The organism is Enterobacter sp. MGH 4 (assembly GCF_000534735.1).
Taxonomy (GTDB): domain Bacteria; phylum Pseudomonadota; class Gammaproteobacteria; order Enterobacterales; family Enterobacteriaceae; genus Enterobacter; species Enterobacter intestinihominis.
This window is the reverse complement of the sequence record NZ_KI973289.1, coordinates 25,660-38,800: the sequence shown is the minus strand read 5'-3', so window position 1 is coordinate 38,800 and position 13,141 is coordinate 25,660. Positions and strand designations below refer to the sequence as shown.

The following is a 13,141-nucleotide window of genomic DNA, read 5'->3' as shown; positions in this document are numbered from 1 at the left end:
TATTACTCTTTAAAATCGTTCGCTTCCAGCTCGTGGCGTGAGAGCAATTTATAGAACTCGGTACGGTTACGCCCGGCCATGCGCGCCGCGTGGGTCACGTTGCCTTTGGTGATTTGCAGCAGCTTGCGCAGATAGTTCAGCTCGAACTGATTTCGCGCTTCCGCAAACGTCGGTAAGGCCGTGTTTTCCCCCTCGAGCGCCTGCTCCACCAGCGCATCGCTGATCACCGGCGATGACGTCAGCGCCACGCACTGCTCAATCACGTTCACCAGCTGGCGTACGTTACCCGGCCAGCTTGCGGTCATCAGGCGTTTCATCGCATCGGTGGAGAACGCGCGCACAAACGGTTTGTGGCGGTCAGCGGCCTGGCGCAAAAGGTGATTTGCCAGCAGCGGGATATCTTCCGCACGCTCGGCCAGCGCCGGGATTTTCAGGTTGACGACATTCAGTCGATAGTAGAGATCTTCGCGGAACTCGTTGCGCGCCATCACCTTGGGTAAATCACGGTGGGTGGCGGAAATAATACGCACGTTGATATCGATATCGCGGTTGCTGCCGAGCGGACGTACTTTCCGCTCCTGCAACACGCGCAGCAATTTGACCTGCAGCGGCGCGGGCATATCGCCAATTTCATCAAGAAACAGCGTGCCGCCCTCAGCCGCCTGGAACAGCCCTTCACGGCTGCTCACCGCGCCGGTAAAGGCGCCGCGGGCATGGCCGAAGAGCTCTGATTCGAGCAGCTGTTCCGGCAACGCGCCACAGTTAATGGCAATAAAAGCATTTTTACTGCGCGGGCTGGCGTTGTGGATCGCCTGGGCGAGGATCTCTTTCCCGGTCCCGCTCTGGCCGTTGATCAGCACGCTAACGTCGGATTGCGCCACCATCCGCGCCTGTTCCAGCAGGCGCAGCATCACAGGGCTACGCGTCACGATGGATTCACGCCAGGCGTCGTCTCCGGATGGCGCCGCGTGCTCAAGGGCGCTGTCGATCGCTTTATAGAGGGCGTCTTTATCCACCGGTTTGGTGAGGAAGCTGAATACCCCCTGCTGCGTCGCGGCCACCGCATCAGGAATAGATCCGTGAGCGGTGAGGATAATCACCGGCATCCCGGGCTGCTGCTTCTGGATCTCCGTGAACAGTTGCAGGCCATCCATTTCATCCATGCGCAAATCGCTGATCACCAGATCGATTTTCTCACGGCTGAGCACTTTCAGCCCCTCCTGCCCACTTTCAGCGGTGACCACGCTGTAGCCTTCGCTGACCAGACGCATCCCCAGCAGCTTTAACAACCCGGGATCGTCATCCACCAGTAACAGATGGGCAGGTTTACGGCTTGTCATGGCTTCACATCCTCTTGTTTCGGCGTCTCACTGTCTGGCGTCGTGGCAGAGTTGCCTTTCGACCCATCGGGCAGATAGCTGCCTGCCGGCTTACGCGTCGAGAGCTGTCTTTCGATATCGGTCAGATTTTCGAGCTTGCGGGTGGTGGTTTCCAGCTGCTCGCGCAGCGACTCCTGCTGCTGGCGAAGCGCATCAAGCTCGCTGTCGCTTGACTGCTGCAATTTGCTGTAGCGGAAACGCTCTTCAGACAGCTGTAATTGCAGGGTTTGTCCGTCCCGCCAGAGCTGATAGACCGGGCGCACCTGCGGGGGAATATTGATCACGTAAGTATCCAGCCGCGTCACGTTGGCGCGGCGTTCGACAGGCGTGATTCTTGCATCCGCCATCACGATCCCGCGTTTAAATGCGTCCTGCCAGGTATCGTCCACCAGCATCGCCGCCTGGGCACGGGCCTCGGCGGGCGCCAGCCGCTGGGCGCAGTCTATTCCGCGCAGCCAGAACAGCGGATTGGATTCAACATCACGCCCCGACAGGCTCCAGATATCATCGCAACGTGTCGAAAGGAAATCAGCCAGCTGTTTTTGCGGCCATTTATCTTCCTGTTTGTGGCTAATTGCACTTTTCGGTGCATGGGTTACACAGCCTGCCAGCAGTAAGCAGGGCAGGCTGAGGCGCACATTTTTGCTGGAAAACACCGCGCGCAGTGCGCGGTAAAAGACGTGTGACATACTCACCAGGTTGTTATTCATTTCATTGATTTTTCCGGCTCAAGAGGCAGTTCGATACGAAAACAGACATCGGCGCGTTCATCACTCACGATGTTAAGCTCACCCTGCATGCGTCGTATGCAGTCGCGGGCAATACTCAGCCCCAGACCACTTCCTTTTACCGCACCTTTTCGCTGATGACTCCCCTGGAAGAAGGGTTCAAAGATCATCGTTTTTTCATCATCCGGAATCGGGCTTCCGGTATTCGCTACGTCAATAAATACCCGCGAACCGTTGTTATTGCTTCTGATATAAATGGTACCGGATTCAGTACCATAGTGCACCGCATTGGAATAAAGATTATCCAGTACGCTCATTAACAGCATCGGTTCTGCAAGACAGGCTGGCGCGTTGAGTTCCACCTGGGTATGCATCATTTTAGCTCTTGCTGGCAGGCTATGGGCGGAGATCACCATGTCCACCAGCGGTTCAATCTCAACGCTTTCAAGCACCACTGCACCATCCGCCAGCTTGCGGTTATAGTCCAGCAGCTGTTCAATAAGCTTTTGTAAATTGCGGCTGCTGGCATCCAGAATCGCCACGATCTCTTTTTGCTCAGGGGTTAACGGCCCCGCCACTTCGTCGGCCAGCAGTTCCGTACCTTCACGCATGCTGGCCAGCGGCGTTTTGAGTTCGTGTGAGATATGGCGCAGGAACTGGTGGCGCTGCGATTCCAGCCACGCCAGGCGCTCTGAAAGCCAGATGATGCGTTGACCGACCGAGCGCAGCTCGCGCGGGCCTTTAAAAACGACCGTATCCCCGAGAGATTTACCCTCCCCCAGGCGGTTAATCATCCGCTGGATCCCCTTCACGGGGCCGATGATCATGCGGGTAAAGAGCAGCACCAGCCCCAGGCTGACGAGGAACAGCACCAGCGCCTGCCAGCCGAAGAACTGGCCGCGCTCGGCAATCTCCTGCTGGAGCTGCTGACCACGGGAAAAGATAACCGTACGGGTGGACTGAACCATCTCCGTATTGGCGTTCGCGAAGGCTTCAAGTCGGGCGGCGGCGGCGGCATCAGGACCGCTGTTTTTGCACTGGAGCTGCGCCAGATCGTTCAGATCCTGACGCAGCGCCTGATAGAGTTTGTCATCTGGCAGCACCCCGGCGTGGGCGTCCAGCATTTCGCTGTAGCGTTTACGCTGGTTCTGATAGACCCTCTCCAGCGTGCGATCATCAAGCACGCAGTACTGGCGATAGCTACGCTCCATCTCAAGCGCGGCGTTGGTCATCGCCTCGCTACGGCGAGCATCAATAAGCGTGGTGCGGTTAGTCAGGGCCGCCTGTGCACTTAACGCGTTCAGGCTTTGCCAGGCCTGCCAGGCCAGAACCAGCAAAGGTAGCAGGATCAGCAGGAAGGCCATCATAACGAGCTGTCGCAGGGAGCGAGGGAAAGCGGGCCAGCGTTTCAACACATTACTCTCTTCATCCGGGTTTGAGGAGAGCGTAACTGAGTCTGCCCTTCAGATACAACAAAGCCGGGTAAAAACCCGGCTTTGTCATGGAATAAGGCGGTGCCTAACTCGACGTTTCGCCCTGGCCTGATAAAGCATTGCAATAATCAGTAGTTGGACGGCAGGCACCTTTTTGTGCGTCATTCGAAGTTTATGTAGCACGTCCCGAAGGGGCTGACATAAGAAGGTGAATGAGCCACTGGTTACTATTATGCAACACGCGTGCCAGATTGCAAAAATCAATGCTATCCTTATGATTAGTAATATTTTTATTATCAAAACGTATTGATTGTTACGTGAATGATTTCCAGGCTAAGTGTCGCTATTAAGCAACACCTTAACGGGAACCTGTCCTGCCGCATATAAATCAACAGGTTAAATGTCTCCTTTTGGAGACACTCAGACCAGAGAGTTGTCGCGAATTTGCGACAGAGACAAAAAAGCCCGGTGGCGCTCGCGCTTACCGGGCCTACAGTCAGGCGTTGAAACTTAACCTAGTTGTTTACGTGCGTTGCGGAAAATGCGCATCCACGGGCTGTCCTCGCCCCAGTTTTCCGGGTGCCAGGAGTTGCTCACGGTACGGAAGACACGCTCCGGGTGCGGCATCATAATCGTCACCCGACCGCTTTCGCTGGTGACCGCGGTAATGCCATTTGCCGAACCGTTCGGGTTAGCCGGATAGGTTTCGGTGACCTTGCCAAAGTTATCAACAAAGCGCAGCGCCACCAGTCCTTTGCTTTCAAGCTGAGCCAGGTGCGCCGCATCACGGACTTCAACCTGACCTTCACCGTGCGAAACCGCGATTGGCATCTGCGAACCGACCATCCCCTGCAACAGCAGAGACGGGCTTTGGGTTACTTCTACCAGGCTGAAGCGCGCTTCAAAGCGGTCAGACTGGTTACGCACAAAGCGCGGCCAGGCTTCGCTGCCCGGGATCAGCTCGCGCAGGTTAGACATCATCTGGCAGCCGTTACACACGCCCAGCGCCAGCGTCTGCGGACGGTGGAAGAAGGTTTCAAACTCGTCACGTACGCGGCTGTTGAACAGGATGGACTTCGCCCAGCCTTCGCCCGCACCCAACACGTCACCGTAGGAGAACCCCCCGCAGGCTACCAGTGCCTGGAAATCATCCAGCCCGGTACGCCCTGCCAGCAGGTCGCTCATGTGGACGTCGATGGCGTCAAAGCCCGCCCGGTGGAAGGCCGCTGCCATCTCAACGTGGGAGTTAACGCCCTGTTCGCGCAGCACGGCCACTTTAGGACGCGCACCGGTCGCAATGTACGGCGCGGCAATGTCTTCGTTGATGTCGAAGGTGAGCTTCACGTTCAGGCCAGGATCGTTGTCGTTCGCCTTCGCGTTATGCTCCTGATCGGCACATTCCGGGTTGTCACGCAGGCGCTGCATCTGCCAGGTGGTTTCCGCCCACCACATACGCAGCGTGGTGCGGCTTTCGCTGAACACCGGGTGGCCGTCGGCTTCAATCACGAAACGGTCGCCCTGCACCGCTTTACCGAGATAGTGCACGCAGTCTGCCAGACCGTGCTGCGCCAGAATCGCTTCCACCGCGTCGCGATCTGCGGCGCGTACCTGAATGACCGCGCCAAGCTCTTCGTTAAACAGCGCCGCCAGGCGGTCTTCGCCAAGCGTTGCAATGTTTGCTTCAACGCCGCAGTGGCCGGTGAAGGCCATCTCTGCCAGCGTCACCAGCAGGCCGCCATCGGAACGATCGTGGTAGGCCAGCAGCTTACGCTGCGCCACCAGCGCCTGAATTGCGTCGTAGAAGCCTTTCAACTGTGCGACGTCCCGCACGTCGGCTGGCTTTTCGCCGAGCTGGCGATAAACCTGTGCCAGCGCGGTGGCACCCAGCGCGTTATGGCCTTTGCCGAGGTCAATCAGCAGCAGGGCGTTATCTTCAGTGGAAAGCTGCGGCGTAACGGTATGACGCACGTCTTCCACGCGCGCAAACGCGGTGATCACCAGCGACAGAGGCGAAGTCATCTCGCGCTGCTCGCTGCCTTCCTGCCAGCGGGTTTTCATCGACATGGAGTCTTTACCCACCGGAATGGTCAGGCCGAGCGCAGGACACAGCTCTTCACCCACCGCTTTTACCGCTTCGTACAGGCCCGCGTCTTCGCCAGGGTGACCGGCAGCGGCCATCCAGTTCGCGGAAAGTTTGATGCGTTTGATGTCGCCAATCTGCGTCGCGGCGATATTGGTCAGCGCTTCACCGACCGCCAGACGGGCAGAAGCGGCGAAGTCCAGCAGAGCCACCGGGGTGCGTTCACCCAGCGCCATCGCTTCGCCGTAGTAGCTGTCGAGGCTCGCGGTGGTCACGGCGCAGTTAGCGACCGGGATCTGCCACGGGCCGACCATCTGATCGCGTGACACCATACCGGTCACGGTACGGTCGCCGATGGTGACCAGGAAGGTTTTCTCCGCCACCGCAGGCAGGTGCAGCACGCGGTTAACCGCTTCCGCCACAATAATGCCCTGACGATCCAGCGCTTTACCCGCCGCTTTGCGGGTTGTAACGTCGCGGGTCATCTTCGGCGTTTTGCCGAGAAGCACGTCGAGCGGCAGATCGATCGGCTGGTTGTCGAAATGGGTATCACTGAGAGTCAGGTGCTGCTCTTCGGTAGCTTCACCGATGACGGCATACGGCGCGCGCTCGCGGCGGCACAGCTCGTCAAACAGCGGCAGCTGATCGGCAGCAACCGCCAGCACGTAGCGCTCCTGGGATTCGTTACACCAGATTTCCAGCGGGCTCATGCCTGGCTCATCGCTCAGGATATCGCGCAGGTTGAAGCGCCCGCCGCGACCGCCGTCGCTCACCAGTTCCGGCATGGCGTTAGAGAGCCCACCCGCGCCCACGTCGTGGATGAACAGAATCGGGTTGGCATCGCCGAGCTGCCAGCAGCGGTCGATCACTTCCTGACAGCGGCGCTCCATTTCCGGGTTGTCGCGCTGCACGGACGCGAAGTCGAGATCCGCATCAGACTGGCCGGAAGCCATAGACGAGGCTGCACCACCGCCCAGACCAATGTTCATGGCCGGGCCGCCGAGCACGATCAGCTTCGCGCCCACGACGATCTCACCTTTTTGCACGTGATCGGCGCGAATGTTGCCGATCCCGCCCGCCAGCATAATTGGTTTGTGGTAGCCGCGCAGCTCTTCGCCGTTGTGGCTGTCCACTTTCTCTTCGTAGGTACGGAAGTAACCGTTCAGCGCCGGACGACCAAATTCATTGTTGAACGCCGCGCCGCCCAGCGGGCCTTCGGTCATGATATCCAGCGCGGTCACAATGCGCTCTGGCTTGCCGAAATCTTCTTCCCACGGCTGTTCAAAGCCCGGGATACGCAGGTTGGAAACGGAGAAACCGACCAGACCCGCTTTTGGTTTCGCGCCGCGACCGGTCGCACCTTCGTCACGGATTTCACCGCCGGAGCCGGTCGCCGCACCCGGCCACGGAGAGATGGCCGTCGGGTGGTTGTGGGTTTCCACTTTCATCAGGATATGCGCAGGCTCCTGGTGGAAGTCATAGCGCCCTGCTTCGCGGTCGGCGAAGAAGCGGCCCACCTCGGAACCTTCCATCACCGCGGCGTTGTCTTTATAGGCAGACAGCACGTGGTCAGGGGTTTGCTCCATGGTGTTTTTGATCATTTTGAACAGCGACTTCGGCTGCTGTTCGCCGTCGATAATCCAGTCGGCGTTGAAAATTTTGTGGCGACAGTGCTCGGAGTTGGCCTGCGCGAACATATACAGTTCGATGTCGTTCGGGTTGCGATTCAGCTTAACGAATGCATCCTGAAGGTAGTCGATTTCATCATCTGCGAGTGCCAGACCAAGACGCAGGTTTGCGTCGATCAGCGCCTGACGCCCCTGCCCCAGCAGATCCACGCTCTGTACCGGCGCAGGCTGATGGTGGGAGAACAGTTTCTGCGCATCATCCAGAGAGTCAAACACGCTCTCCATCATGCGGTCGTGCAGCTCCGCTGTGACGGCCTGCCACTGCGCGTCGCTCAGGGTTGACGCTTCCACATAGTACGCCACGCCGCGCTCCAGACGGTTAATCTGGCTCAGGCCGCAGTTGTGCGCGATGTCGGTGGCTTTGGAAGACCAGGGGGAGATGGTGCCAGGACGTGGCGTGGCGAGGATTAATTTGCCGGTCGGCGTATGGCTGCTCAGGCTTGGGCCATATTTAAGCAGACGTTCCAGCTGTACGCGCTCCTCTGCATTCAGGGGGGCATTCAGGTCAGCAAAATGGACATACTCAGCGTAAATATTGCTTACCGGAAGGTCGGCCGCCTGAAAACGTGCCAGCAGTTTATTAATACGGAAGGCAGACAGTGCAGGCGAACCACGCAGAATTTCCATCATAAGTCTCTCGTCTTCGAAGCGCCGGGGCGCTTACAGTGTGCGCAAGGGGGGAAAACGGGCGTCATTATAGAGAATCCTGAGCGCCGACGAAACCGTTTGCGTCTAAATAAAATCATCCTTTTTGTTTAACAATAGATGTGACCTGTCTCTCTAATTGGTTGCCAACTGGCGCTACTTTGCGCAAAATGCCGCTCAATCAATGGCAAACTCTACTCTTAACATGACTACAGCACACTGAGGCAACCGGCGTCGCAGAGAATTAACTAATTGAAAAAATTAAAGATTAATTATCTGCTCATCGGCATTGTTACGTTGCTGCTGGCAGTGGCCCTCTGGCCGTCTATCCCCTGGTTCGGCAAAGCCGAAAACCGTATCGCCGCCATTCAGGAGCGGGGGGAGTTGCGCGTCAGTACCCTCTCCTCTCCGCTTATATACGACGATATCAACGGTAAAACCATTGGTCTTGATTACGAACTGGCACAGCTGTTTGCGGACTATCTGGGCGTGAAGCTGAAAGTCACCGTGCGGCAGAACATCAACCAGCTGTTTGATGATTTAGACCATGACCGTGCCGATATTCTCGCCGCAGGTCTGGTGTACAACAGCGAACGCAGCAAAAATTATCAGCCGGGCCCGACCTATTACTCTGTGTCGCAGCAGGTGGTTTATCGTGTGGGTAGCTTGCGCCCGCGCTCACTGGCCGACATTACCGACCAGCAATTGACCATTGCGCCGGGCCATGTGGTGATTGACGATCTGCGGGCGTTGAAAGAGAAAAAATACCCGAACCTCAGCTGGACGGTCGATCCTAAACTCGGCACTACCGAATTGCTGGAGCAGGTAAAAGATAAAAAGCTGGCCTACACCATTGCTGATTCGGTGGCGATCAGCCTTTTCCAGCGCGTTCATCCTGAAATCGCCGTGGCGCTGGATGTGACCGATGAACAGCCGGTAACCTGGTTTACCCAGTTAGACGACGATCAAACCGTCTCTGCGGCTATGCTCGATTTCTTTAATTCCATCAATGAAGACGGCACCCTGGCGCGTCTGGAAGAGAAATATCTCGGTCACGGTGACGATTTTGATTACGTTGACACCCGCTCCTTCCTGCGCGCGGTGGATAGCGTGCTGCCGGACCTGCAACCGCTGTTCGAGAAGTACGCTCAGGAGATTGACTGGAAGTTACTGGCGGCAATTTCCTACCAAGAATCGCACTGGGATGCTCAGGCCACCTCCCCCACGGGCGTGCGCGGGTTGATGATGCTGACCAAAAATACCGCGCAGAGCCTCGGCATTAGCGATCGAACCGATGCGGAACAGAGCATCAGCGGCGGCGCGCAATATTTACAGGATATGATGGCGAAAGTGCCGGAGACGGTTCCTGAAGGGGAGCGGATCTGGTTTGCGCTGGCCGCCTATAACATGGGTTATGCCCATATGCTCGACGCGCGGACGCTGACGGCAAAAACCAAAGGTAACCCGGACAGCTGGTCAGATGTAAAACAGCGCCTGCCGCTGCTTAGCCAGAAACAGTGGTACCAGAAGCTGACGTACGGCTATGCGCGCGGGCATGAAGCGTATGCCTACGTGGAAAATATTCGTAAGTATCAGATAAGCCTGGTGGGATATCTGCTGGAGAAAGAAAAAGAGGCGGCCGAGGCGCAACAGCTGGCTGAAAGCTATCCGGTGGTCGCACCGGACGAGCTTAATCACCCTGCGGTTTCAATTCTGCCTTTTGTTGCTTTTTCTGCAGCCGACGCATTCGAAAAAAGTCACTTAACAGACCCGAACATTCTGGTGCAAGTACCCCGCCGATAGTTTTCACCTGGTGGTTCATCCCCGGATGCCCAAGCACGTCCATCAGTGAACCAGCAGCGCCCGTTTTTTCATCCCGCGCGCCAAACACCAGCGTACCGATTCGGCTATGCACCATCGCCCCGGAGCACATCACGCACGGTTCAAGGGTGACGTACAGGGTGGTATCAAGCAGACGATAGTTTTGCAGCACCAGCCCGCCCTGACGCAGCGCCATAATTTCAGCATGCGCGGTAGGATCGTGACGGCCAATCGGACGGTTCCACCCTTCACCAATTACCTGATTGTTATGGACCAGCACCGCGCCCACGGGAACTTCGCCCTCTTCCCAGGCGCGCTGAGCCAGCGCCAGCGCGTGGCGCATCCAGTATTCATGATTGTGTTCAGGGTTGGACAAGGGCTGATACTCCAGTCGAAAAGCGGGCGGCATTATACACAGCCGGTACAGATAAGACTATTCGAGTTGCTGAAGTTCGCCCAGAGGCGTGACGCGCCAGCGGTGCTGGCAAAAATAGAGCAGCGGGTTGTCCTGCTTGCTGTCGCTGTAGCCGCTGTACAGACGCAGCGGCGTACCGATGCGTTTCTCCAGCTGCACCACTTTTTCATGTCCGAGGCAACGCAGGGTGAGCACCCAGCCGCCGTAGCCGCGCGCGATCTGCGTGGCGATAAGGTTTACGCGCGGCAGCCAGGGCGTATCATAATAGACCTGCTCCACCAGCGTCTGCGGGGAGCCGGTAATCAGCCAGATATCGGCATCGTTGGCGTCGAGATAGCTGGTCAGGCGCGCCTGGACCACGGGAAACGCGGCGACGTGCCCGCGAAACCAGTGGGCAAAATCCTGTTCAAGCTGCTTAAGACGCGCTTCGCTATGACCAAACGTGCATCCCCAGAGCAGCAGGCTCATCGGCCAGCGCGCTGAACGGCCTTTCACCAGTAGCGCGATGCCAATAACGGGTAAAAGGGGCAATACCAGCAACGCGTTAAGGGGCTGGCGCCGCAGCAGATAGCGCATAAAGGTGCCGAACATATCCTGCTGATGCAGCGTTCCATCCAGATCAAAAAAGACAACGCGACGCTCGTGATTTGCCAAACCTTACTCCTCTGGGTCGTTGAATCCTAATAGCCAAGTAAACAGGAACCCGGCGATCACCGCTACCAGATAGCCTAACAGATAGAGCATCACTTTTCCGGTCACGATGGTTAATGCCAGCGGTAAACCGGAAATCCCGAAGGTGATAACGGTCGCCACTTTCCAGTAGCTAATCAACGCCCCGCCCACCGCGCCACCGAGACAGGCGGCCAGGAACGGCTTGCCCAGCGGCAGCGTAACGCCGAAAATCAGCGGCTCGCCGATACCGAGCAACCCGACCGGCAACGCCCCTTTAATGACCTTTTTCAGACGTGCGTTGCGGGTTTTCATCAGCACCGCGATGGCCGCGCCGACCTGCCCAACGCCCGCCATCGACAGGATCGGCAGCAGGGCGTTATAGCCGTGCGCCTGTACCAGTTCGACGTGGATCGGCACCAGCCCCTGATGCAAACCGGTCAGCACTAACGGCAGGAAGGTTCCGGACAGCACAGCCCCCACCAATAACCCACCGCGATCGATAGCCAGAGACGCGCCGTGGGCGATGGCTTCAGAGATGGCGCCGCCTAACGGTTGCAGCGCCACAATCGCCACGCTCCCGGTAATCAATGTGGTCAGCAGCGGGTTGAGGATCAGCTCAATCGAGCCTGGCAGCACCGCGCGCAGCTTTTTCTCGATCCAGCACATCAGAATGACCACCAGCAGCACGGCAATCACCCCGCCGCGGCCAGGCTGAAGCGCCTCGCCAAACAGCGTAATCTGCGCCAGCTGCGGGCTGGAGAGGATACCCGCCATAACGCCGCCCATCGCCAGCGAGCCGCCAAACACTTTGGCCGTGTTCACCCCCACCAGAATGTTCATGATGGCAAACACCGCGCTGCCGAAAATCGCCAGAATACCCAGCAGGTTCGGATACTGCGTGGCAAAATCCCCGACAATATCCGGACGCTTAAGAATATTGATAATCCCGGTGATCAGCCCCGACGCGATAAACGCCGGGATCAGCGGAATAAAGACGTTTGCCAGCTGGCGCAGCGCATCGCTCATAGGGGCTTTGTATTTGGCTTTCGCCTGCGCTTTGGTGCGTTCCGCATCGTCAAAGGCGGGAGCCGTTTCACCGCCCGTCATCAGGGCGCGCATGGCATCTACCACCTGCGCCGCTTTGCCCGGACCGACAATCAACTGGTGCTGTTGCCCCTGCTTAACGTACCCGCTCACGCCGGGAAGCTGCTTAAGGCGCGTCAAATCAAGCTGTTCGTCGTTATGCACCTCGACGCGAACACGCGTCATACAGTTCTCAAGACGCTGAATATTTTTTTCCCCACCGATCCCGAGCAGGATGTCGCTGGCGAGCGCTGCTGTTTTGTCCATACACGCCTCTTATTGGTGTTCTAATGCCGCCCGTAAAAACCCTTGATGGGCTTCGAGTCTGGCTCTGGCCGCGGCTGCATCCAGCCCGGTTAATATCATCAGAATGGCGGGTTTTACATCGTGATCGGTCTGCTGAAGCACCTTTTCCGCCTCTTCACGACTGGCGCCTGTCGCTTCCATCACCATGCGACACGCTCTGTCCACCAGCTTGATGTTAGTGGCCTGCATATCCACCATCAGGTTTTGGTAGACCTTGCCAAATTTCACCATCGCGCCGGTGGAGATCATATTGAGCACCAGCTTCTGCGCGGTACCCGACTTCAGCCGTGTGGAGCCGGTGAGCGCTTCCGGCCCGACGACCGGAGAGATGGCAATGGCGGCCACCTGCGCAATCGGCGAGCCCGGGTTACAGGAGATGGCCACTGTGGTGCACCCGGTCTGTCTGGCATATTCCAGTCCACCAATGACGTACGGCGTACGACCAGAAGCCGCCAGCCCGACCACCAGATCCTGCGCGGTCAGGTTTAGCGCCCTGAGATCATCTTCCCCAAGCTGTTTATTGTCTTCTGCCCCTTCTACCGCTTTCAGCAGCGCGCCGGGGCCACCGGCAATCAGGCCAACGACCAGCCCGTGCGGAACGCCAAAAGTCGGCGGACATTCTGAGGCATCCAGCACACCGAGGCGCCCACTGGTTCCCGCTCCCATATAAATAATGCGTCCTCCTGCTTTCAGAGCGTCGGCAGCGGCGTCTACGGCTTTTGCTACCTCAGGCAATGTCTCTTTGACTGCCAGCGCGACGAGGGTATCCTGTTGATTAAAGCGGTTTACCAGCTCCAGCGTGGACAGTGCATCAAGATCCATGGTTTGCGGGTTACGCGTTTCAGAAACAAGAGAGCCAAGATTCATGTTATTTACCTCTGGAATTTTTAA

General features: G+C 57.6%; 9 protein-coding genes. 1 reads left to right on the top strand and 8 read right to left on the bottom strand.

The window, feature by feature from the left end:
- Positions 1 to 2: 2 nt before the first annotated feature.
- The 4 genes from glrR to purL form a co-directional block, all read right to left on the bottom strand.
- Positions 3 to 1,340 carry a two-component system response regulator GlrR gene (glrR, locus tag L350_RS21870; RefSeq protein WP_015572150.1) on the bottom strand — a complete coding sequence of 446 codons (1,338 nt, stop codon included), beginning with the start codon at positions 1,338 to 1,340 and terminating at the stop codon, positions 3 to 5.
- Positions 1,337 to 2,089 (bottom strand): two-component system QseEF-associated lipoprotein QseG, encoded by a 753-nt coding sequence (qseG, locus tag L350_RS21875; protein ID WP_032623754.1) that lies wholly within the window; start codon positions 2,087 to 2,089, stop codon positions 1,337 to 1,339. The genes glrR and qseG overlap by 4 nt, the downstream gene beginning before the upstream one ends.
- Positions 2,086 to 3,519 (bottom strand): two component system sensor histidine kinase QseE/GlrK, encoded by a 1,434-nt coding sequence (qseE, locus tag L350_RS21880; protein ID WP_032622390.1) that lies wholly within the window; start codon positions 3,517 to 3,519, stop codon positions 2,086 to 2,088. Before qseE ends, qseG begins: the two co-directional genes overlap by 4 nt.
- A gap of 531 nt (positions 3,520 to 4,050) precedes the next feature.
- Positions 4,051 to 7,938 (bottom strand): phosphoribosylformylglycinamidine synthase, encoded by a 3,888-nt coding sequence (purL, locus tag L350_RS21885; RefSeq protein WP_032623753.1) that lies wholly within the window; start codon positions 7,936 to 7,938, stop codon positions 4,051 to 4,053.
- 267 nt (positions 7,939 to 8,205) lie between these two features.
- Between purL and mltF the strand changes: the two genes are divergently transcribed.
- Positions 8,206 to 9,756 carry a membrane-bound lytic murein transglycosylase MltF gene (gene mltF / locus L350_RS21890; protein ID WP_032623752.1) on the top strand — a complete coding sequence of 517 codons (1,551 nt, stop codon included), beginning with the start codon at positions 8,206 to 8,208 and terminating at the stop codon, positions 9,754 to 9,756.
- Here the strand turns inward: mltF and tadA are convergent.
- Genes tadA through murQ form a run of 4 tightly spaced genes read right to left on the bottom strand, consistent with a single transcriptional unit; the run spans position 9,644 to position 13,117 of the window.
- Positions 9,644 to 10,183 (bottom strand): tRNA adenosine(34) deaminase TadA, encoded by a 540-nt coding sequence (gene tadA / locus L350_RS21895; protein ID WP_023300729.1) that lies wholly within the window; start codon positions 10,181 to 10,183, stop codon positions 9,644 to 9,646. The genes mltF and tadA overlap by 113 nt on opposite strands.
- Before the next feature lie 24 nt (positions 10,184 to 10,207).
- A complete protein-coding gene (gene yfhb, locus L350_RS21900) occupies positions 10,208 to 10,843 on the bottom strand; it encodes a phosphatidylglycerophosphatase C (RefSeq protein ID WP_022649033.1) in 636 nt (211 codons plus the stop codon).
- A 3-nt stretch (positions 10,844 to 10,846) separates the two neighbouring features.
- On the bottom strand, positions 10,847 to 12,211 hold the full coding sequence (locus L350_RS21905) for a PTS transporter subunit EIIC (RefSeq protein WP_023306720.1): 1,365 nt from the start codon (positions 12,209 to 12,211) through the stop codon (positions 10,847 to 10,849).
- Between the two features lie 9 nt (positions 12,212 to 12,220).
- Entirely contained in the window at positions 12,221 to 13,117 is an 897-nt protein-coding gene (murQ, locus tag L350_RS21910; protein ID WP_032623750.1) for an N-acetylmuramic acid 6-phosphate etherase, read from the bottom strand.
- Positions 13,118 to 13,141: the final 24 nt, after the last annotated feature.